This window comes from Nocardioides sp. Leaf307 (genome assembly GCF_001423135.1).
GTDB classification, from domain to species: domain Bacteria; phylum Actinomycetota; class Actinomycetes; order Propionibacteriales; family Nocardioidaceae; genus Nocardioides; species Nocardioides kribbensis.
In genome coordinates this window covers 1,030,961-1,051,996 of sequence record NZ_LMNY01000002.1, presented here as the reverse complement: position 1 = coordinate 1,051,996, position 21,036 = coordinate 1,030,961, and the positions used below count along the sequence as shown (strand labels likewise).

Genomic DNA, 21,036 nt, shown 5'->3' with positions numbered 1-21,036 from the left:
ACGACCGGGTTTCGCCGCTACGGTGGCGCCCATGGCGAAGGCGAGCGCGGTCGAGGTGCAGGCGGGCGGGCGCGCTGTGCGGGTCTCGAGCCCCGACCGGGTGGTCTTCGAGGCCACCGACCGCACCCCGGAGATCACCAAGCTGGGCGTGGCGGAGTACGTCGCCTCCGTCGACGACGGGCTGATGCGGGCCCTGCGCGGTCGTCCCACGGCGCTGGAGCGCTGGACCTCCGGGGTGCGCCCCGGCATGCGGCTGGCCACGGGCCCGCAGGACAAGGACGCCGACGCGTTCTACCAGAAGCGGGTGCCGAAGGGGGCGCCCGACTACCTCGAGACCGCCCGCATCACCTTCCCCTCGGGGCGCACCGCCGACGAGATCTGCCCGACCGAGATCGCGGTGCCGGTGTGGTGCGCCCACATGGGCACGATCACCTTCCACCCCTGGCCGGTGCGCCGCGACCCCGCGGTCGAGGGCTGGCAGGACCGCCCCGACGAGCTGCGCATCGACCTCGACCCCCAGCCCGGCACGACCTTCGCCGACGCCGTGCGCGTCGCCGGCGTCGCCGACGCGCTGCTGCGTGAGCTCGGTCTGGTCGGGTGGCCCAAGACGTCGGGCAACCGCGGCGTGCACGTCTACGTGCGCATCCGCCCGGAGTGGGACTTCGCCGACGTGCGCCACGCCGCCATCGGCCTGGGCCGCGAGCTCGAGCGCCGCGACCCCGGCGTCACCACGAACTGGTGGAAGGAGGAGCGCGGGCAGCGGATCTTCGTCGACTACAACCAGAACTGCCGCGACCGCACCATCGCCTCCGCCTACTCCCTGCGCCCGCTGCCGGGGGCGCCCGTGTCGACCCCGCTGTCGTGGGAGGAGCTGGCCGAGCTGCGCGACCCCCGCGAGCTCAACATCGTCACGGTGCCCGAGCGGCTGCGCGAGCACGGCGACCCGTGGGCCGGCATCGACGACGCGGCGGGCTCGCTCCAGCCGCTGCTCGACCTGTGGGAGGAGCTGCCCGGCGGGGAGCTCAACTACCCGCCCGACCACCCCAAGATGCCGGGGGAGCCGCCGCGCGTGCAGCCCTCGAAGAAGGTGGCCGCCCACTGGGACGACGACGGCAACCGGGTCGAGGCGTGAGCCTGCTCCTTCACCTCAACGGACCGCCCGGCATCGGCAAGTCGGCCCTCGCCGCCCGGTGGGCGGACGCCCACCCGGGCACGCTGCTGCTCGACGTCGACGCGCTGCGCACGTGGGTCGGTGGGTGGCGGGAGGACTTCGCCGCCACCGGGGAGGTGGCCAGACCCGTCGCGCACGCCATGGTCACGGCCCACCTGCGCGGCGGGCGCGACGTCGTGCTTCCGCAGCTGCTCGCCGACCCCGTGGGCCTGGCCGGCTTCGAGCGGGCCGCACACGCTGCCGGGGCCGACGTCTGCTCGGTGCTGCTGCGGGCACCGGCGGCCGAGGTCGCCGCGCGGTGCGCGCGGCGCGAGGACTCGACGCCGCTGGCGCGGGCCGTCGCCGTCGTGGTCGACGGCGAGGGCGAGCAGGGTCCGGCGCTGTGGATCTCGCGCCTCGAGGCGCTCACCGGCCAGCGCCCCGACCTCCTCGACCTCGACGTGGGCGGTCTCGACGAGGCCGCCTCGCTGCGGGCGCTCGGGCACCTCGTGCGGCGCGCGGTGCCAGGATGGGGTGCGTGAGCGCCCGATGATCCTCATCGACCCGCCCAACGCCGCCGGCCACGGCCGGCTGTGGTCGCACCTGGCCAGCGACACGTCCTACGAGGAGCTGCATGCCTTCGCGCGGGCCCAGGGCTTCTCCGAGCGCGGCTTCGACCGCGACCACTACGACGTCCCCTCGGAGTGGTACGACGACGTCGTGGCCGCCGGTGCCACGCCGGTCAGCAGCCGCGAGCTCGTCGCCCGGCTGCGCGCGGCCGGGCTGCGCACGACGCAGAGGCGTGGGCGCCCTAGCGGCTGACGGCCTCGGAGCGGCCCGTGCGGGCCCCCAGCGAGGCGAGCTCGGCGTCGAGGTTGGCGCGGGCCGGGGCCTCCCAGGTGCGGCGGGCGTGCGCGGTGTGGAAGAGCCCCGGCTTCTCGGCCAGGCTCTCCAGCACCCGGGCACGGCCCTCGTGGAAGGTCTCGTCGTCGAGGTGGGCGTACTCGCGACGCACGGCGGCGACGTAGTCGTCGTAGCGCGCGCGGGGCGCGGCGAGGATGGCCAGGTCGGCGTCGGAGAGGGCGCAGCCGGCGGCGTCGTCGTCGTCGGGCTGGTGGGTCTCGGTCAGCCGGACCAGGCGCACGACCTCGGCGACCTCCTCGGCCGGCAGGTGGGTGGCGAGGGCGTGCTCGGCCCAGGCGGCCGAGCGCTCCTCGGCGTCACGCTCGCCGTCGTAGACCCCGTCGTGGAACCACGCGGCGAGCACCACCGGGCGCTGCGGGTAGGCCGCACCCCGCGCAGCGAGCTCGTCGAGCCGGTCGAGCACCTCGGCGAGGTGGCGCAGGTCGTGGTAGCCGCGGCTCGGGTCGCCGTAGGCGGCCAGCAGTGCGTCGCGCACGTCGGTGGCGCCGGCGAGCGGCCAGCGTGAGGAGAGGTCCGGATGCGGAGGTTCCATGGGTCCATTCAACGGGGACGCACCCACCGGTGCCAGCCCGGGTCGGGGGTGGATCAGGCGTCGGCGGCGGCGCGGGCGGCCTGCGAGGGCGTCATCGCCCACCGGATGGTGCCGGTGGCCAGGCCGCCCAGCGCCCGCACGACGGTCCGCTCGCCCACCGGCAGCCAGGGCAGCCGCAGCGGCAGCCGGGTCCACACCGGCATCAGCGCCACGGCAGCGGCCACCAGCACGCCGTAGGGCGCCCGGGCGGGCAGGGGGAGCGGCGGCTTGAAGAGCAGGTAGCCCACGGCCTCGCGCGCCTCGGGGGTGCCGCGCAGCTCCGGGCGGTAGGCGGCCAGCGCCTCGCGCAGCTCGGCCTCGGTCTGCGGCGGGTCGACGACGCCCAGCTTCTCGGCGATGACCCCGACCTGGGCGACGTACTCGTCGCGCCCGGCCTGGTCGAGCGGCTGCTTGCCGTAGACCTGGTGGGCCAGCAGGAAGGAGTCGACCTCCGCGACGTGCACCCACCTGAGCAGGTGGGGGTCGGAGGCGGCGTACGGCGTGCCGTCGGGCATCGTGCCGGTGACCTTGGCGTGGATGCGGCGCACGACGTCGACCGCGGTCTGGGCGTCCTCGGCGTGGCCGAAGGTGGTCGTGGCGAGGAACGTGCTCGTGCGCGCCAGCCGGCCCCACATGTCACCGCGGTAGCCCGAGTGCTCGGCCACCGCCCGCATCGCCGCGGGGTGCAGCGTCTGTAGGAGCAGCGCCCGGATCCCGCCGATGAACATCGAGGCGTCGCTGTGCACCCGCACGATCGCGCTGTCGGGCTCGAACCACCGCGGCCCGGGCCGGTTGTGGATCCGGTCGCTCTGCTTGGCGCCGTCGGGCCCGGCCACGCGCTCGAACAGCGCCTGGCCCAGCCGGTCGCGCACGCTCACCCTCGCGGTCCCCATGCCCCGAGCCTACGGACGGGGCGGTGGGGCTCAGGCCGACCAGGTGCGGACCCAGAGCGTGTGCTCGGAGTCGGCCAGGGCCTTGATCGCCGACTCCGGGACGGGGTCGGAGGTGTCGGTGACGACGTAGCCCTGCTCGCCGGAGGTGGCGAGGTACTGACCGGTGACGTTGCTGCCCGACTCGGCGATGAGCTGGTTGACCGAGGCGAGCACGCCGGGCACGTTGACGTGGAGGTAGCCCAGCCGGTGCCCGCTCTGCAGCTGCGGGGCCATGACGGCGGGCAGGTCGACCGACAGCTCGGTGCGGCCCTCGAGGGCGAAGCCGGCGAGCTTGTTGGCGACGAAGAAGCCGATCTCCTCCTGCGCCTCCTGCGTGGAGCCGCCGACGTGCGGGGTGAGGATGACGTTGTCGAGACCGCGCAGCGGCGACTCGAAGGGGTCGCCCTGGGCCTTGGGCTCGATCGGGAAGACGTCCAGGGCGGCGCCGGCGATGTGGCCCGAGAGGATGTGCTCGCGCAGCGACTCGTTGTCGACGACCATGCCTCGCGCGGCGTTGATGAACAGCGAGCGCGGCTTCATGCGCGCGAACTGCTCGGGGCCGAAGAAGCCGGCGTTGCCGGGGCGGCCGTCGACGTGCAGCGTGACGACGTCGGCCTGCTCGAGCAGGTCGTCGAGGGTCTTCATGCGCTGCGCGTTGCCGTGGGCCAGCCGGTCCGCGGTGTCGAAGAAGATGACCCGCATGCCCATCGACTCGGCCAGGTTGGACAGCTGGGTGCCGATGTTGCCGTAGCCCACGATGCCGAGGGTGCGACCGCGGATCTCGTGGCTGCCCTTGGCCGACTTGTCCCAGACACCGGCGTGCATCTTGCCCGACTTCTCGTGCAGGCGACGGGCCAGCGCGATGATCTCGCCGATGACCAGCTCCACCACGCTGCGGGTGTTGGAGAAGGGCGCGTTGAAGACGGCCAGGCCGCGGGCCGCGGCCGCGGCCAGGTCGACCTGGTTGGTGCCGATGCAGAAGCAGCCGACGGCCTGCAGGTCGGTGGCGGCGTCGAGCACCCGCTCGGTGAGGTGGGTGTTGGAGCGGATGCCGAGCAGGTCGACGCCGGGGAGCGTCTCCACGAGCTCGTCCTCGGAGAGGGAGCCGGCGCGCAGCTCGACCTCGAAGCCGCGACCCTCGAGGATCTGGACGGCGAGCGGATGGATGTTCTCGAGCAGCAGTGCCTTCACTCCGACAAGGGTAGAGAAGCCGCGCCGCTGCGCCGAAAACCCGATGAGGCGTGGACGCCGCCCGTGGTCTGCTGGGCGCATGGAGCCCACCCTCGACCGATTCCGCGCGCTGGCCCGGAGCGGACCGTGGCGCTGGCGCACTCTCGAGGTGCGCTTCGTGGAGGGGACCGCGGCTCCGGCGGAGGCGAGCCTCGACCGTGCGCGCGGCACCCTCGTCGTGCGGGACCCCCGGGGCATCCACCACGTCGCGGCGGCGCCGCACTCCGCGCCCGGGCGACCGTGGGCGGTCACGCCCGCGCTCGACGCCGACGGACTGGTGGCCAGCCGCCCCACGCGTGCCACGGCCGACAGGAGGATCGACTACGCCGACGCGATGTGGCAGTCCTACCTCTGGGTCGCCGTGCTCGACCCCGTCGAGCTGAGCTCGGGGGTGCTGCTCGACGACCCGCGCGCCGGCGAGGTGGCCGGCAGGAGCGTGTGGTGGGCCCGCGCGGTCCCGGTCGAGGGCTACGACCCCACGTGCAGCTGCTGTCCGCTGCAGTGGTCGCGGGTCAGCGACCGCCTCGAGTACGGCGAGGAGCGCGACCTCACCGGCATCGACTACCCCAGCGCCCACGACGTCGCCCTCGACCTGGGGACCGGCGCGGTGGTGCGGGTGGTGCCGCTCGACGGCGACCGACGCGGGGCCTGGTCCCTCGACGTGCTGGCCGTCGACGTGGTGGGCTGAGCGTCGACGTCTCGGTCGCGAGGCAACCGGACGACGCTCTCGTGCGTCTAGGAGTCGGTGGGCAGACCGCCCACCCCGAAAGAACGGACCCCACCCGTGCTCCAGCGCCCCACCCGCCGTGCCGCCGCGGCGCTCGCCGCCATCCTGCTCCCGTTGACGGCCGCGGCCGTCGTGCCCTCCCCGACCGCCGCCGCGCCGCCGGCCCCGACCGCCACCTCCGCCGACCGCGGCACCTGGCAGGTGTCGCGGGTCGACGCCGTGACCTGGCGCGTGGCGTGGACCGCGCCGGGCCGGCTGCCGCTGGGCTCCGACCGCCCGACCCTCGCCGGCGCCGGCCTCGGCTTCGGGGCCCCGACCGTGAGCGCCGACGGGCGCACCGTGAGCGCCACGGTGCGCTCCGCGCAGCGCCCCGACCCCGCCGACCTCGACGTGCTGCTCTCGGGCGACCGCCTGGACGAGTCCGGGCTCGACGCGGCCCGGGCCACCGCGCCGCTCGCCGCGGGTCGCGCGGCCACCGCGCCGTACACGCAGGGCTTCGCCGAGCTGGCCGACGACCCCGGCGTGGCCGGGCCGTTCGCCACCGTCGCCAGCGACTACGAGCTCGACCCGGTCAAGCTGCCGGGGATGCCCGAGCCGGTCGAGATGGTCGGCCACGTGGTCGAGCCCGCCGCCGACGCCGCGACCGGGCCCCGGCCGCTCGTGCTCTTCCAGCACGGTCGTCACGGCGTGTGCTACGACCCCGACCGACCGCGTGCCTACAGCTTCGACTGGCCCTGCGCGGGCCGCTTCGAGGAGATCCCGAGCCACCTGGGCTACGTGCAGACCCAGGAGCTGCTGGCCAGCCAGGGCTACGCCACGGTCTCGATCCGCGTCAACGGCATCAACGCCCAGGACTACCGCCTCGACGACGGCGGTGCCGGCGCCCGCGCCGAGATCATCGCGCGCCACCTCGACCACTGGGTCGACCTGGCGCCCTCCCACGACGTCGACCTCGACCGGGTCGTGCTGGTGGGCCACAGCCGCGGCGGCGAGGGCGTGGACCGCGCCTCGATCCAGATCCCGCTGTCGGCTCCCTACCGCGTCGCCGGTCAGGTGCTCATCGCGCCGACCGACTTCGGCACCCAGACCGCGCCCTACGTGCCCACCGTGACCCTGCTCCCGGCCTGCGACGGCGACGTGTTCGACCTCCAGGGCCAGCGCTTCACCGACTACGGCCGTGACGTCGCCCCCGACGACACCTCGCTGAAGAGCTCGGTGCTGGTGCTGGGCGCCAACCACAACTTCTTCAACTCCGAGTGGACCCCCGGCGTGGCCGCCGCCCCGTCGGTCGACGACTGGTACGGCGGGGAGAACCGCTCCTGCGGCACCGCCGACCCGCGCCGTCTCGACGGCGCCGAGCAGCGCGCCGTGGGCGCGACCTACACCGCCGGGGCCGTGCGGCTCTTCACCGGCGACGACGCGGTGCTGCCGCTCTTCGACGGCTCGCGGGTCACCGCGGCGTCGGCCGGCGACGCCGAGGTGCTCAGCCACGCCGTCGGTGGCGGGCGCGACGTGCGCGCGCCCGGCGACGAGGCCGGGCGCTCGCTGCCCGACGGCGCGGCCTCGCGCTTCTGCCGCGGCACCGCGTCCTACGCCCAGCGCGCCGCCGACTGCGGGCGCGGCATCACGGGCCAGGTGACCCCGCACTGGACCACGTCGGGCGAGCGCACCCCGACCCACCGCTTCCTGGAGGTGTCGTGGGACGCCCCGGGCCAGCGCGCCGGACTGGTGCTGGAGGAGCCGCTCGACCTCGCCGGGCGTCGGCTCGAGCTGCGCACCCTCGTCGACCCGCGGCTGGGCGACGTGCAGGTCGACGTGCGCCTCACCGACGCCGACGGCGCCACCGCCGTGGTGACCCCGGAGGGCGACGGCGTGCTGCGCGCGCTGCCGCGCGGCAGCACCAAGATCTGGGGGCAGACGCTGCTGGTCGACGCCTCCGAGGCCGCCGGCATCGACCCCGCCCGCGTCACCGCGGTCGACCTGGTCGCGCGCAGCGGCGACGGGAGGGTCTGGGTCGCCGACGTCTCGGCCGCCCCCGACCGCCTCGCCGCCGTGCCGCAGCGGCGGATGGCCACGATCAGCTTCGCCGACGTCCGCCGGCCCGAGGGCGACGGCCCCGCGCCCGCCACGGTCGACCTGCCCTTCACGGTCACCGGCCTGACCCGCCCGGCGCGGGTGCTCGTGCTCACCACCGGTCAGTCGCGCGGCTCCTTGGAGCGCTACGTGCTCGACCTCGCCCCCGGGCAGACCGGTGGCGTCGTTCCGCTGACCTACCAGCCCGACGACGAGCGCGGGGCCCGCAGGTACGACTTCCAGCTGACAGCCTGGGCCCTCGACGGCGTGATGACCGACCAGTACGTCGCCCGCGCGTCGGTCATCGACGACGACCGCCGGGGCCGCGGCTGAGGCGGCCCGGCCGGGCCGGTCAGGGGCGCGCGGTCAGCAGGAACTGCAGCCGTACGTCGTGCCCGGGCGCCGCGCCGTGGGCCCGGTCGAGCTCCAGCAGCCCGGTCAGCGGGGTCACCTCGACGTCGCGGAAGCCGCCGTCGCGCAGCGCCTGGGCGCTGGCCTCGATGCTGGTGGCCTCGGCCAGCGGGAGGGCGGCGCGCACGCGGTCGTCGTAGGAGCCGGTGAAGTCCTCGCTGCCGTGGCTCCCGAGCCCGTCGGGGAACCACGTGCTGTCCACCATGGCCAGCACCCCGTCGGGGCGCAGCACGCGGCGCCAGGCCGCCAGGGCGGTGCCGGGCTCGCGCAGCGTCCACAGCACGTAGCGCCCGGCGAGCACGTCGAAGCTGTCGTCGAGGAAGTCGGGCGCGACCATGTCGCCGTGGAGCAGCCGCGGCGGACGGGTCGTCGGGGGCAGCCCGGCGACCCGCTCCCGCGCCACCTCGAGCATGCCGTCGGCCAGGTCGATCCCGGTGACGCGGTGCCCGAGGTCGGCCAGCAGGGTGGTGACGTAGCCGCTGCCGCAGCCGAGGTCGAGCACGTCGGCGGGGGCCGGGGGAAGCGCCGCCGACCACACCTCGGCCCAGAGCGCGCGGTCGCGGCCCCGGTGCTCGGGCCGGTGCTGGCCGGCGTCGTAGGCCGGCGCCCGGCGGCTCCAGTAGTCGTTCATGCGGTCCTGGACGCTCATGCGGGGGCTCCTCGGTCGGTGGGCGGGTCGGTGGGCTGGAAGAGCAGGTGGACCTGGCCGTCGACCTCGACCCGGCGGATGCCGATGCCGTAGACGGGCTCGAGCACGGCCGGGTCGAGCACCTCGCCGACGGGCCCGGCGGCCACGACCGCGCCGTCGCCGAGCAGCACGAGGTCGTCGCAGTAGCGGGCGGCCAGGTTGAGGTCGTGCAGCACGACGACGACCGCGGTCGGGTCGGGTCCGCCCACGAGGCGACGGACCAGGCCAAGCACCTCGTGCTGGTAGCGCACGTCGAGGTGGTTGGTCGGCTCGTCGAGCAGCAGGTGGGTCGCCTGCTGGGCCAGCGCGCGGGCGATGAGCACGCGCTGCCGCTCGCCCCCGGAGAGCCCGGCGACGGCGCGGGCGCCGAGGTGGTCGGCGCCCACCCGGCGCAGGCAGTCGAGGGCGAGCGCGTGGTCGCCGGCCCCGAGGCGCTGGAAGGTCGACAGGTGGGGCCCGCGGCCCAGCAGCACCATCTCCGCCACCGTGAGGGCGGTCTCGCCGCCGGACTCCTGCACCACGACGGCGAGGCGCCGGGCCGCCTCCCGCGGGGCCAGTGACGCGGCCGGCTCGCCGTCGACCTCGACGCGTCCGGTGGGGGAGCGCAGCGCGCCGTGCAGCAGGCGCAGCAGGGTCGTCTTGCCGCTGCCGTTGGGGCCGATGAGGCCCAGCACCCGGCCGGGCCGCGCGAGGAGGTCGACGTCGTGGACGACCGGGCGACCGGCGTAGGACCAGGAGACCCCGGTCGCGGTGATCACTCCCCGAACCTCGCCACGATCGCCTCGAGCCCGTCGACGGCCAGCGGGCTCGGCGGCTCGGTGAAGTTGAAGAGCTGGGTCATCACCTCTCCCTCGCGCACGGCCGTGAGCCGCTCCGCGCCGGGGAGGTCCACCAGGGCCTCCTCGACGTCGGCGGGGTCGCCGTCGGTGTGGAGCAGCACGATCACGTCGGGGTCGCGGCCCAGCAGCTCCTCGAGGGTGACCTCGACGACCCGCTCGTCGACGTCGCCGAAGACGTTCTCGAAGCCGGCGGCCTCCAGCTGCGGGTGGGCCATCGACCCGGTGCCGTAGGCGTACGTCGTGCCTCCGCCCACCGTGGGGTAGAGCACCGCGGCCGTGCGCCCCGACGGCCCGTCGACCTCGGCCTCGACGGCGGCGAGGCGCTCCTGCAGGTCGGCGGTGGCGGCTGCGGCCTCGTCGGGGCGGTCGAAGACCTCCCCGTAGAGCGCCAGCTGTGACCACACGTCGTCGAAGCCGGGCTCGCCGGTCAAGGTGCCGCACAGCGCCGGCTCCTCCAGCAGCGGCACGTCGACGGCCTCGAGGCCGCTGCGCGAGAGGTTGTCGACCTCGCCGAGCACCAGGTCGGGCCGCTGGGCGACCACGACCTCCTTCGAGATCTGCAGGTGCCCGCCGGCGTCGGTGTCGCTGGTCAGCTCGGGGATCGCGTCGAGCTCGGCGAGCGTCTGCTCGTCGTAGTACTCGGCGGGGTAGAGCCCGGCGCGGGCGACGACGCGGTCGAGCACGCCGAGGTCGTGCAGGTAGGGCACCGCAGCGCTCTTGAGCATCACCACCCGCTCGGGGGCGGCGGGGAGGACGACCTCGCTGCCGCAGTTGGTGACCGTCACCGGCTCGCCGCCGGCTGCGCCCGACGTGTCGGTCGCCGTGCCGCAGCCGGCGAGCGCGAGGGCGGCGGTGAGGGCGGAGGCGGTGAGGGCGGGGCGGCGGGAGCGGGGCACGGTTCTCCTGGGGCTGGGGCGGGGCTCGGGGGGACAGCGGGCAGCGGGCAGGGGGTCAGGCCGCGGTGGCGTGGAGGCGGCGGATGAGCAGCAGCAGGAAGGGCGCGCCGACGACGGAGGTGATGATCCCGATCGGGATCTCCTGCGGCTGGAGCAGCACGCGGCTGGCGACGTCGGCCCAGACGAGGAGGATCGCGCCCATGAGCGCGGCGGTGGGCACGACCCGCACGTGGCCGGCGCCGACGGCGCGGCGCGCGAGGTGGGGCACGACGAGGCCGACGAAGCCGATGCTGCCGGCGGCGGCGACGAGCACCGCGACGCACAGCGACACGACCAGCAGCAGGAGGGTCCGGAAGCGGTCGGGGGAGATCCCGAGGGTGTGGGCGGTCTCGTCGCCGACGGCGAGCGCGTCGAGCCCGCGCCCCCACACCGCCAGCAGCGCGACGGTGAGGGACACCACGACCGCGACCACCGCGAGCGGCGCGCCCCACTGGGCCAGTCCGAGGGAGCCGAGCAGCCAGAACATCACCGACCGCGCGCCCTCGGCGGAGCCCGAGGCGAAGACCAGGAAGCTGGTGAGCCCCGACAGCGCGTAGCCCACCGCCACCCCGGCGAGCAGCATCCGGGTCGAGGTGAGCCGCCCGCCGGAGCGTGCCACCGCGAGCACGAGCGCGGAGGCCGCCACGGCGCCGAGGAAGGCGCTGGCGGGCAGCGCGTGGTGTCCGAGGCCGGCGCCGAGGCCGAAGAGGATGGCCGCCGCGGCGCCGGTGGAGGCGCCGGAGTTGATGCCGAGCAGGTAGGGGTCGGCCAGCACGTTGCGCACCATGGCCTGCAGGGCGACCCCGCACACGGCGAGCCCGGCGCCGACCAGCACGGCGAGCGCCACCCGCGGCAGCCTCACCTGCCAGACGATGGCGTCGCTGGTGGGGTCGACGGAGGCCGCTCCGGACAGGCCCACCAGGTGGTGCCCCACGATGCGCGCCACGGTGGCGGGATCGATGCCGACCGCCCCCGCGCCCACCCCGACCAGCACGGTGGCGACCAGCCCGGCCCCGAGGCCGAGCAGCCACAGCGTCGTACGCCGCCGCCGCGCGCGGAGGCCGAGCGGGTCGTCCGCCCGTCCGGGCGCGAGGCCCGGACGGGCGGACGGGGTGGCGGTGGTTGTCACGACGCTCCCGAGTTGTTGCGAACAATGCGCAACAACGTACCAGTCGCCGTAGGTGCGTCTCAGTCGCCCTTGACGTTGACCACCTGCTGCAGCACGTGCCTGACCTCCACCAGGTCGGAGGCGTCGGCCATGACGCGGTCGATGTCCTTGTAGGCCCCCGGGATCTCGTCGAGGAAGGCCTCGGAGTCGCGCCACTCGATGCCCGTCATCGCCTCCCGCAGCTGCTCGCGGGTGAAGGTGCGCCGGGCCCGTGCCCGCGAGTACTCCCGCCCCGCGCCGTGGGGTGCGGAGTGCAGCGAGACCGGGTCGCCCCTGCCGACGACGACGTAGGAGGCGGTGCCCATCGACCCGGGGATCAGCCCGGGCCGACCGGCCTCGGCGTTGATGGCGCCCTTGCGGGAGAGCCACACGTCGCGACCGAAGTGCCGCTCCCGCTCGGTGTAGTTGTGGTGGCAGTTGATCTCCTCGGTGCGCACCACGGCCTCGCCGACCCACTCCTCGACCTGGCGCACGACGCGGTCCATCATCTCCTCGCGGTTGAGCAGCGCGTAGGTCTGCGCCCACCGCATCTGGGCGACGTAGGCGTCGAGCTCCGCGGTGCCCTCGACGAGGTAGGCGAGGTCCTTGTCGGGCAGCGGCACCCACCAGCGCTCGCAGAGGTCGCGCGCGACGGCGATGTGGTGCTGCGCGATCCGGTTGCCCACCCCGCGCGAGCCCGAGTGCAGGAAGAGCCAGACCCGCTGCTCCTCGTCGACGCTCACCTCGATGAAGTGGTTGCCCGAGCCCAGGGTGCCCAGCTGCAGCTCCCAGCGCCGGGCGTACGCCGCCGGCTCGAAGCCGGCCTGCTCGGCGAGGCGGGTCAGCAGCTCGAGCCGCTGCCGGGTGTGCTCGCGGCTGACGCGGCGGTTGACCCCGCCGGCCGAGAGCGGCACCGCCCGCTCGATGGCCTCGCGCACGGGGCGCCGGTCGGTGGGCAGCCGGTCGGCCGTCCACTGGGTGCGCACGGCGATCATGCCGCAGCCGATGTCGACGCCGACGGCGGCGGGCATGATCGCGCCGAGGGTCGGGATGACCGACCCGACGGTCGCCCCCAGACCCAGGTGCGCGTCGGGCATCAGCGCGAGGTGCGGGTGGATGAACGGCATGCGCGCCGTCGTCATCGCCTGCTCGCGGGTGGTGTCCTCGAGGATGGAAGCCCAGCTGAGGAGCTTCGGGGTGATCTTCTCCATCGTCCTTCCCCTGATCGGTCGCCGACCACGGTGGCCGGCGACCGGCGACGCTACGGAGCAGGAATCGGGTTGCACCCCCGGTTTTGCGCGTGCAGGGACGCGGCGGGCGAGGATGCGCCCATGCGCCTGCCGACCGACCGCCTCCTGACCGTCACCGACGACGGCGGGCTCGACCCGCTGCTGCCCGCCCCGGCGGAGATCGCCGTGGCCGTCGTGTCCGTGCTCGCGGTGCTCGGTCTCGTCGTGTGGCTGGTGCGCCGGGCCCGCCGCGGCCGCTGACCCGGCCGGCGGCCCCGGCGGGCGGCCCCGGCGGGGGCCTCCTCAGGCGGGCAGGTCCTCGGCGTCGACGATGCGGTAGGCGTAGCCCTGCTCGGCCAGGAAGCGCTGGCGGTTCTGGGCGAACTCCGCGTCGACGGTGTCGCGCGAGACGATCGTGTAGAAGTGCGCGGTCTTGCCCTCGCTCTTGGGCCGCAGCAGCCGGCCCAGGCGCTGGGCCTCCTCCTGGCGCGAGCCGAAGGAGCCGGAGACCTGGATGGCCACCTCGGCCGAGGGCAGGTCGATGGAGAAGTTCGCCACCTTGCTCACCACCAGCAGGCCGATCTCGCCCGATCGGAAGGCCTCGAAGAGGCGCTGGCGCTCCTTGACCGTCGTCTCGCCCTTGATGACCGGGGCGTCGAGGGCCGCGGCGAGCTCGTCGAGCTGCTCGATGTACTGCCCGATGACCAGGGTGGGCTGCCCCGGGTGCTGGGCGACCAGCTCGCGCACCACGTCGACCTTGTGGTGGGTGCAGGCGGCCAGGCGGTAGCGCTCCTCGGGCTCGGCCGTGGCGTAGACCAGCCGCTCGTCGGTGGGCAGCGAGACCCGCACCTCGACGCAGTCGGCCGGCGCGATCCAGCCCTGCGACTCGATGTCCTTCCAGGGCGCGTCGTACCTCTTGGGCCCGATGAGGGAGAAGACGTCGCCCTCGCGGCCGTCCTCGCGCACCAGGGTCGCGGTGAGGCCGATGCGCCGGCGCGCCTGGAGGTCGGCGGTCATCCGGAAGATCGGCGCGGGCAGCAGGTGCACCTCGTCGTAGACGATGAGGCCCCAGTCGCGGGCGTCGAGCAGCTCGAGGTGGGGGTAGGCGCCCTTGCGGCGCAGCGTGAGCACCTGGTAGGTCGCGATGGTGACCGGCTTGATCTCCTTCATCGCCCCGGAGTACTCGCCGATCTCGTCCTCGGTGAGCGACGTGCGCTTGACCAGCTCGTCCTTCCACTGCCGCGCCGAGACGGTGTTGGTCACCAGGATCAGCGTGGTGGCCTTGGCGTGGGCCATCGCGGCCGCGCCGACCAGCGTCTTGCCGGCGCCGCACGGCAGCACGACGACGCCGGAGCCGCCGTGCCAGAAGGAGTCGGCGGCGTCGCGCTGGTAGTCGCGCAGGTGCCACTCGCTCTCGTCGAGGTCGATGGGGTGGGCCTCGCCGTCGACGTAGCCGGCGAAGTCCTCGGCCGGCCAGCCCAGCTTGAGCAGTGCCTGCTTGAGGTTGCCGCGCTCGGAGCCGTGGACCACCACGGTGTCGTCGTCGAGGCGGGCGCCGATCATGCCGGCGATCTTCTTGGCCCGCAGCACCTCCTCGAGCACGGGGCGGTCGGAGCTGACCAGGGTCAGCCCGTGCACCGGGTGCTTCTCCAGGCGCAGCCGGCCATAGCGGGCCATGGTCTCGGCCACGTCGACCAGCAGCGAGTGCGGCACGGCGTAGCGGCTGTACTCCAGCAGCGTGTCCACGACCTGCTCGGCGTCGTGGCCCGCGGCGCGTGCGTTCCACAGCCCCAGCGGCGTGAGCCGGTAGGTGTGCACGTGCTCGGGGGAGCGCTCGAGCTCGGCGAAGGGGGCGATCGCCTTGCGGCAGTCCTGCGCCCGCTCGTGGTCGATCTCGAGCAGCAGGGTCTTGTCGGACTGGACGATGAGGGGGCCGTCGTTCACCTGGCGAGTCTACGGAGCCGCCGGGCGGCGGGCGGTCGGCTCAGGCCGGCGTACGCCGTCGCGCGCGGTGGGCGGCCACGTGGACCCGCGAGGCGCACCGCCCGGAGCAGTAGCGCCGGGAGCGGTTGGAGGAGGTGTCGACCCACACCTGCGAGCAGCGCGGCTCCCCGCACACGCCGAGCCGGGCGGCGCCGAGGTCGGCCACCAGGGTGGCCAGGCCCACCAGCGACTCGGCGAGGAGCTGCTCGGCCACGGCGTCGGAGCGACCCCCGACGGCCAGGCGCAGGCCCGAGGGCGCGTGCGGGTCGGGCGTGAGCCGCGGGGTGACCGGGTGCGCGGCCAGCAGGGCGTCGAGGGCCTCGACGGCGGCCGCGTCGCGGCCCTCGGCGGCCGCCCGGAAGACGGGGTCGAGGTCGCGCTGCAGCCGCCGCACGAGCATGCAGTCGCGGTCGGTCACCCGTGCGGCCAGCGCGGGGCGCTCCGAGAGCACCGCGACGAGGTCGTCGACGTCGAGCACCGTGGCGTTGACCAGCCGGGCGGCCTGCTCGGCGTGGCCCGCGACGTCCATGGCGCCCAGCCTACGAGCCGGCGGCGCCGGGCTCGACGGGCTTGACCGTGGTGATCCGGTGCACCGCGAAGGTCCGCACGTCGTCGACGCGGTGGTCGCGCGCGGTGAGCTGGCCGCCCTCCACCGCGAGCGGGTCGACGATGCGCTCGGTGCGGGTGCCGTGGTTGTCGACGTAGCCGATGAGCACGCTCAGCCCCAGCTCGACCGCCTCGCGGAGCGCCGCCAGCGAGCCCGACGGGGTCAGGGCGCTCGCGGGGGCCTGGAGCCGGGTGCTGGTGGCGCGGTCGCCCGAGCGCACCGCGGTGACCACCGCGGCCACGCGCGCGCCCTCGCGGGCGTCGCGCTGGCCCGGCGAGCGACGCTCGCGGGGGGTGCGGGCGCGCAGCTGGTCGGGGCGGGCCACGTGGACCGTGCCGTCGGGGGCCTCGACGACCGGCGCGGCACCGAGCTCGCGCAGCCGGGGCAGCAGCAGGTCGATCGGCAGCGTCGAGACCAGCACCGTCGGGGCCAGGCGGCGCAGCTCCAGGCCCGCGGCCTGCGGGTGGCCGAGGATCTCCGAGAGCGCGGTCTCGTCGTCGGCGCGCAGGAAGGCCTCGGCGTGACCCACCCGCACCGAGCCGAAGGTCCGCGCGGTGTCGTCGACCAGGTAGGTCAGCGGCTGCGGCACCGGCGTGCGCGAGACCGAGCCCAGGAAGTCGTGCAGCTCCACCGCGGTCCAGCCGGTGTCGAGCGCGCGCCGCACGGAGCCGGGGGTGAAGCGGTAGACGGTCGCGCCGCCGCGCGACTCCACGTCGGCCACGACCTGGAGGCGCCGCGCGAGCGCCGACTCCAGCGGCCCGGGGGCCACCGCCGTCAGGTCGGCCTGCAGCAGCACGTGGTCGAGGGGGTCGGGCAGCAGTGGCGCGAGCTCGGCCGCGGCGCGGTCGGGCTCGTCGGCGACGAGCGGGCGGGCGAAGCCGGCCAGCCCGCCCAGGCCGGTCAGGCCCAGCGCGGCCGCCTCGGCGACGACCCAGCCGACCTGCTCGGTGCGGGTGCGGGGCCGGCGCGGACGCAGCCACGACAGCCGCGCGTGCAGCGAGGGCGGCCCGGTGCCGCTGGCCAGCACGCGCCCCGGCCCGGCCGAGGCCAGCGCCTCCAGCGTCATCCGGCGCGTCTCCACGACGTGCACCCCCGAGAGGTCGGGCGACAGGGCGTTCCACGCCTTGCCCGCGGTGTCGCGGCTGCCCACCATGCCCGGCAGGCGGGGGCTGTCGAGCCACGCGGTGACGAGCCGGCGCCACCGGTCGGCCGCGGGCCGCGCGGCCCAGGCGTCGTAGTCGTCGCTGGGCAGCCAGGCCGGCGCCCCGTCGGCGCCGACGCCGGTCGCGAGCAGGCCCGCCGCGACGGCGGTCTCCACCAGCAGCGCGGTCGTCGCCTCGTCGACGTGGAGGAGCAGCGCCGCGGCCCGCAGGTCGCGCACCCCGAGACCGCCGCTGCGCAGGGCCGAGGGGGGCCGGGTGCCCCAGGCGTCGAGGAGCAGCTCGGTGCGTCGTACGGCGTCGAAGGCCGCGCCGGCGGCGGTGCGGTCGACGAGGGCCTGGTCGCGCTCGGAGGTGACCAGCTCGGGCACGGCGTCGACCGGCTCGGTGGTGGTGCGCCCGCCGCGCAGCGCGAGGCCCACCTCGCCGGGCACCACCACGGTGCCGCCGCCGCGGGCCACCAGCAGGCGGCGCGACAGCAGCTCCTCGGCGGGGGTGGTGGCGTCCTCGGGCAGCACCGTGTGGCGTGCGGCGCCGGTGGTCGCCTCGCCGCCCTGGGCGGCGACGTGGTCGAGCATCGCGCGCGCCGCGGGGGAGAGGGCGGCCAGGTGGGACGCGACCGCGGCCGGGTCGGGCGCGGGCTGGCTGCGCGGGCGCAGGCCGCTCACCCCGACGTCGCCGCCGCCGGTGAGCAGGTCGGCCACGCCGGTGAGCGGGCGGGGGCCCGACGTCGACTCCCAGACGAGCGCCACGTCGACGAGGTGCTCGAGCGCGGCACGGGCCCGGGCGGGGTCGGCGTGCACCAGCGAGGCGACTTCGTCGGGTGTGGTTTGACCTGCGACGACGAGGGCATCAAGGACGCAGAGCTCGAGCCGGGACAGCTGGTCGAGCGTGCGCAGCAACGACGACCGGGTGGCAGCCCGCGAGGCGAGCTGGCTGGAGTCGTGAGGGGCGGGAGTGGCGAGATCGGGTCGAGCGACGAGCAGACGGGACAGCCGCTCGTCCGACCAGGCGCGCAGCTGGTCGGCCAACGATCGGTACCCCGTCTCGGACATCCCTCCCACGCTACCGACCCGGTCCTCGTCGCGGGCGTCGGTCCGCCGATGAGCCGCCCCCTGGGACAGGTCGAGCTGCAGCACGGGGCGGCCACCGACGTCGGGCTGGTGCGCCAGGTCAACGAGGACTCCTTCCTCGTCGCGCCTCCGGTCTTCGTCGTGGCCGACGGCATGGGCGGCCACGACGGCGGCGACGTCGCGAGCGCGATCGTGGTCGAGGAGTTCGCCCGGCTGGCCGACGAGGGCTACGACCCCCGTCGCGGCGCGGAGGTGGTCGCGGCCACCCTCACCTCCTGCCAGCAGCGCATCGAGCAGTACGGCGCGCACCAGCGCCTCGGCGGCGCGGGCTCCTTCCACGCCGGCACGACGGCCGTCGTCGCCCTGCTGGTCGAGGACGCCGGGGAGACCAAGTGGCTGCTGGCCAACCTCGGTGACTCCCGCATCTACCGCTTCAGCGAGGGCGTGCTCGAGCAGGTCAGCGTCGACCACAGCGTCGTGCAGGAGCTCGTCGAGGCCGGCACGATCACGGCCGACGACGCCGCCGTGCACCCCGAGCGCCACATCATCACCCGCGCCCTCGGCGCCACCGAGGGCGCCGAGGCCGACTACTTCCTGCTGCCCCTGCCGGCCGTCGAGCGGCTCCTGCTGTGCTCCGACGGGGTGACCGGCATGATCGGCGACGACCACGTCGCGCGGATCCTCGCCGCCGCCGCCGACCCCCGCGACGCGGCCGAGCAGGTCGTGCGCGCCGCCGTCGCCGCCGGGGGCAAGGACAACGCCACCGCCGTCGTCGTCGATGTGGTGGGATTGGCCCACGACCACCCCTACGACTCCGAGCGCCAGCGCGTGAGCCTGGAGCAGAAGCTGGGAGCCCTGCCGTGACCCCCTCCCCCTCGCGTCCCCGGTCCTACCGGCCCGGCGACTGGTACGCCGTGCTGGGCCCCGACGTCCTCGTGGCCCTGCCCCCCTCCGAGCGCGGCCGCGTGGCCGCCCTGTGGGAGATGGTCGACGACGGCGCCGACGGCGACGCCGTCCTCGACGCCCTCATCGCCGGCGGCCTGCGCCACCTGCCGGGCTTCGTGCTCGTCAGCGAGGTCGACGGCACGACCCGCGCCGTGGTGCGCGGCTCGGTCACCTGCACCCTCACCGCGGGGGGAGAGGTGGTCGAGCTCGACGGCACCGCGGCCACGACCTGGGTGGAGCGCTCCCTGCCCGGGGTCACCGCCACCACCGTGTCGGTCTCCGGCGACGGCGCCGGGCCCGACCTCGTGATCGGCCCCGGGCTGGTGCGCGTCGCCCGCGTCGACGACCCACCCGCCTCCGTCGAGGCCGCGCCCGCCGCGCCCGCCGCGCCGCTCGACGTGCCGGCGCCGCTCGACGTCCCCGCCCCCGTCGACGTGCCCGCCCCCGTCGACGTGCCCGCCCCCGCGGAGGTGCCGCAGGCCGAGGAGGAGCCCTCGCCGGTGGTCGCCGCCGCCGCGGAGGCCGCGGTGCCCGACGAGCCCGAGCCCGAGCCCGAGCCGGAGCCCGAGCCCGCGGCCGCGGCCGAGCCCGTCGAGCCGGCGTACGAGGACCTGCCGACCGAGCGCTTCGACAGCCTCCCTCCCGCGCCCCCGGCCTGGGGGGCGCCGAAGGGCCCGCCGCCCAGCGCCCCGCCGCCGGCCCCGGAGCCCGACCCGACCCCCGAGCCCCAGCCCGACTCCCAGCCCGACCCGCCGCCGGCCGACCACGACCACGACGGCATGACCCGCGCCGGCAGCTGGGACCCCGACGAGTTCGCGCGCCCCCAGGCCGGCATCCCGGGCCAGCCGCAGGCGCCGTCGGTCACCTCGCGTCCCGTGGCACGGCTCGTCGTGTCGAGCGGCGACACCGTCGACGTCGACCGGGTGATCCTGGTCGGCCGCGCCCCCGAGGCGCGGCGCTTCACGTCCACCGAGCAGCCGCGCCTGGTCACGGTGCCGAGCCCGCAGCAGGAGATCAGCTCCACCCACCTCGAGGTGCGCCCCGGGTCGGGGGCCGACCACGGCAGCGCCGTCGTCACCGACATGGGCTCGACCAACGGCACCGTGCTGGTGCAGCCCGGCCTGCCCTCGGAGTCGCTGCAGCCCGGCATCCCGGTGCAGCTGATCCCCGGAGCGCTCATCGACCTCGGCGACGGCGTGACCATCCAGGTCACCCGGCCCTGAGGCGCGTCGAGGTGTCCCACGTGTCCGCCCGCGAGGCGGCTCCCACCAGCTTCCCCGCGGCCGAGCTCGACCGCCGCTTCTACGCCTTCACCCTCGACCGCCTCGTGGCGTGGGGTCTCTACGCCGCCGCGGGCTGGGCCGCCTGGGCCTTCCTCGCCGACGGGTCGGGCACCCTCGTGGCGGTGCTCGCCGTGGTGGGGGTCGTGCTGGTCGTCTCGCTCGCCTCGGCGGTCGTGCTGGGCCTGCGGGGGGTGTCGCTCGGCAAGGCCGCCGTCGGCCTGCGCGTCGTCGCCGTCGGCACCGGCGAGCCCATCGGCGTGGGCCGTGCGCTGGTGCGCCAGCTCGTGCTCGGCGTCGGCGCACTGCCCACCTTCGGCCTCGGGGTGGCGACCCTGGCGTGGACCGCGGTCATGGACACCAGTGCTCGGCGCCGCGGCTGGCACGACCACCTGGGGCACTCGGTGGTCGTCGACGTGCGGCCCGCGCCCGAGGTCGAGAGCGAGGCCGAGCGCCCGCGCGCCGTCGTCAACCTCACCGCGCTGCGCCTGGCCGCCCCCGAGCCCGAGCCGGTGACCGCTCCCGCGCCTGCCCCGGCCGCCGTGCCCGCCCCGGCCCGCGCCAAGCCCGCGCAGGCCCCTCGGGCACCGCGGGCCCCCCAGGCGCCGCCGCCCCCGCCCCCGTCGCCCCCCGCGGGGCGCCGGATCCGCACCGAGCCCGCACCGCCCGCCGCCCCGCCGTCGTCGCCGACCACGGCCCCCGCGCGCTGGCGGGTCGCCTTCGACACCGGGGAGTCGTTCGTCGTCGAGGGCCTCGCCCTGGTCGGTCGCGGGCCGCAGGCCCGAGGCGGGGAGGACGTGCGCCACCTGGTGCCCCTGCCCTCCTCCGACATGTCGCTGTCGAAGACCCACGCCCAGTTCCTCGTCGCCCCCGACGGCGCCCTGGTGGTCATGGACCGCGGGTCCACCAACGGCTCGATGCTGGTGCGCTCCGGTGTCACCCGCGAGCTGTCGGCGGGCAAGGCGGTCACGCTGCTGCCGGGCGACAAGGTCCGCTTCGGCGACCGCTCCATGGACGTCTCGCGCGAGTCGTGACCCCGGGTCGGCCGGGCTGCGGACCGGTCACGACTCGGTAACGATGGCCTGTGCCTCTTCCGGTGCCCGGGGTCGGGCGTGTCGACTGCACGAGGTCG

The 21,036-nt window shown here is 75.7% G+C and carries 20 protein-coding genes; 9 read left to right on the top strand and 11 right to left on the bottom strand.

Annotated features, from left to right (window positions below):
• Positions 1-31: 31 nt before the first annotated feature.
• Genes ASF50_RS14195 through ASF50_RS14185 form a run of 3 tightly spaced genes read left to right on the top strand, consistent with a single transcriptional unit; the run spans position 32 to position 1,972 of the window.
• Entirely contained in the window at positions 32-1,132 is a 1,101-nt protein-coding gene (locus ASF50_RS14195; protein WP_056904831.1) for a DNA polymerase domain-containing protein, read from the top strand.
• Positions 1,129-1,692 (top strand): AAA family ATPase, encoded by a 564-nt coding sequence (locus ASF50_RS14190; RefSeq protein ID WP_056904830.1) that lies wholly within the window; start codon positions 1,129-1,131, stop codon positions 1,690-1,692. The genes ASF50_RS14195 and ASF50_RS14190 overlap by 4 nt, the downstream gene beginning before the upstream one ends.
• Positions 1,685-1,972 carry a DUF4031 domain-containing protein gene (locus ASF50_RS14185; RefSeq protein ID WP_235557669.1) on the top strand — a complete coding sequence of 96 codons (288 nt, stop codon included), beginning with the start codon at positions 1,685-1,687 and terminating at the stop codon, positions 1,970-1,972. The genes ASF50_RS14190 and ASF50_RS14185 overlap by 8 nt, the downstream gene beginning before the upstream one ends.
• On the opposite strand, the gene ASF50_RS14180 is transcribed toward ASF50_RS14185, so the two are convergent.
• The 3 genes from ASF50_RS14180 to serA are packed head-to-tail and all read right to left on the bottom strand — an operon-like array spanning position 1,962 to position 4,768.
• Positions 1,962-2,606 carry a hypothetical protein gene (locus ASF50_RS14180; protein ID WP_082503182.1) on the bottom strand — a complete coding sequence of 215 codons (645 nt, stop codon included), beginning with the start codon at positions 2,604-2,606 and terminating at the stop codon, positions 1,962-1,964. The genes ASF50_RS14185 and ASF50_RS14180 overlap by 11 nt on opposite strands.
• A 53-nt stretch (positions 2,607-2,659) precedes the next feature.
• A complete protein-coding gene (locus ASF50_RS14175) occupies positions 2,660-3,538 on the bottom strand; it encodes an oxygenase MpaB family protein (protein ID WP_056862040.1) in 879 nt (292 codons plus the stop codon).
• Positions 3,539-3,568: 30 nt separating this feature from the next.
• Entirely contained in the window at positions 3,569-4,768 is a 1,200-nt protein-coding gene (serA, locus tag ASF50_RS14170) for a phosphoglycerate dehydrogenase (protein WP_056904829.1), read from the bottom strand.
• Positions 4,769-4,847: 79 nt separating this feature from the next.
• On the opposite strand from serA, the gene ASF50_RS14165 reads away from it, so the two are divergent.
• Both ASF50_RS14165 and ASF50_RS14160 read left to right on the top strand, forming a co-directional pair.
• Positions 4,848-5,495, top strand: a complete 648-nt coding sequence (locus tag ASF50_RS14165) for a hypothetical protein (RefSeq protein ID WP_056904828.1) — start codon at positions 4,848-4,850, stop codon at positions 5,493-5,495.
• A gap of 96 nt (positions 5,496-5,591) precedes the next feature.
• Positions 5,592-7,940: an alpha/beta hydrolase gene (locus ASF50_RS14160; protein ID WP_056862043.1), complete on the top strand. Its 2,349-nt coding sequence runs from the start codon at positions 5,592-5,594 to the stop codon at positions 7,938-7,940.
• Between the two features lie 19 nt (positions 7,941-7,959).
• On the opposite strand, the gene ASF50_RS14155 is transcribed toward ASF50_RS14160, so the two are convergent.
• Genes ASF50_RS14155 through ASF50_RS14135 form a run of 5 tightly spaced genes read right to left on the bottom strand, consistent with a single transcriptional unit; the run spans position 7,960 to position 12,838 of the window.
• Positions 7,960-8,667: a class I SAM-dependent methyltransferase gene (locus ASF50_RS14155; RefSeq protein WP_056904827.1), complete on the bottom strand. Its 708-nt coding sequence runs from the start codon at positions 8,665-8,667 to the stop codon at positions 7,960-7,962.
• On the bottom strand, positions 8,664-9,464 hold the full coding sequence (locus tag ASF50_RS14150) for an ABC transporter ATP-binding protein (RefSeq protein WP_056904826.1): 801 nt from the start codon (positions 9,462-9,464) through the stop codon (positions 8,664-8,666). Before ASF50_RS14150 ends, ASF50_RS14155 begins: the two co-directional genes overlap by 4 nt.
• Entirely contained in the window at positions 9,461-10,441 is a 981-nt protein-coding gene (locus ASF50_RS14145) for an ABC transporter substrate-binding protein (protein ID WP_056904825.1), read from the bottom strand. Before ASF50_RS14145 ends, ASF50_RS14150 begins: the two co-directional genes overlap by 4 nt.
• Before the next feature lie 55 nt (positions 10,442-10,496).
• On the bottom strand, positions 10,497-11,609 hold the full coding sequence (locus tag ASF50_RS14140; protein ID WP_056904824.1) for a FecCD family ABC transporter permease: 1,113 nt from the start codon (positions 11,607-11,609) through the stop codon (positions 10,497-10,499).
• Positions 11,610-11,668: 59 nt separating this feature from the next.
• Positions 11,669-12,838: an RtcB family protein gene (locus ASF50_RS14135; protein ID WP_056904823.1), complete on the bottom strand. Its 1,170-nt coding sequence runs from the start codon at positions 12,836-12,838 to the stop codon at positions 11,669-11,671.
• A gap of 120 nt (positions 12,839-12,958) precedes the next feature.
• Between ASF50_RS14135 and ASF50_RS19080 the strand changes: the two genes are divergently transcribed.
• On the top strand, positions 12,959-13,117 hold the full coding sequence (locus ASF50_RS19080; protein WP_156718289.1) for a hypothetical protein: 159 nt from the start codon (positions 12,959-12,961) through the stop codon (positions 13,115-13,117).
• A gap of 42 nt (positions 13,118-13,159) precedes the next feature.
• Here ASF50_RS19080 and ASF50_RS14130 read toward each other — a convergent pair whose 3' ends face one another.
• From ASF50_RS14130 to ASF50_RS14120, 3 genes are read right to left on the bottom strand one after another with little or no spacing between them, the layout of a single operon-like run.
• The gene (locus tag ASF50_RS14130) at positions 13,160-14,800 is read right to left on the bottom strand and encodes a DNA repair helicase XPB (RefSeq protein ID WP_056862048.1); all 1,641 of its coding nucleotides are present in this window, start codon (positions 14,798-14,800) and stop codon (positions 13,160-13,162) included.
• Between the two features lie 40 nt (positions 14,801-14,840).
• Complete coding sequence (locus tag ASF50_RS14125; RefSeq protein WP_056862049.1) at positions 14,841-15,368, bottom strand: CGNR zinc finger domain-containing protein; 528 nt, start codon at positions 15,366-15,368, stop codon at positions 14,841-14,843.
• Positions 15,369-15,378: 10 nt separating this feature from the next.
• A complete protein-coding gene (locus ASF50_RS14120; protein ID WP_056904822.1) occupies positions 15,379-17,661 on the bottom strand; it encodes a helicase-associated domain-containing protein in 2,283 nt (760 codons plus the stop codon).
• Positions 17,662-17,709: 48 nt separating this feature from the next.
• Between ASF50_RS14120 and ASF50_RS14115 the strand changes: the two genes are divergently transcribed.
• The 3 genes from ASF50_RS14115 to ASF50_RS19300 are packed head-to-tail and all read left to right on the top strand — an operon-like array spanning position 17,710 to position 20,938.
• Positions 17,710-18,543 (top strand): PP2C family protein-serine/threonine phosphatase, encoded by an 834-nt coding sequence (locus ASF50_RS14115; protein WP_056904821.1) that lies wholly within the window; start codon positions 17,710-17,712, stop codon positions 18,541-18,543.
• Entirely contained in the window at positions 18,540-19,847 is a 1,308-nt protein-coding gene (locus ASF50_RS19075) for an FHA domain-containing protein (protein WP_056904820.1), read from the top strand. The genes ASF50_RS14115 and ASF50_RS19075 overlap by 4 nt, the downstream gene beginning before the upstream one ends.
• Positions 19,848-19,858: 11 nt before the next feature.
• Positions 19,859-20,938 (top strand): RDD family protein, encoded by a 1,080-nt coding sequence (locus ASF50_RS19300; protein ID WP_162242386.1) that lies wholly within the window; start codon positions 19,859-19,861, stop codon positions 20,936-20,938.
• The last annotated feature ends 98 nt before the right edge of the window (positions 20,939-21,036 follow it).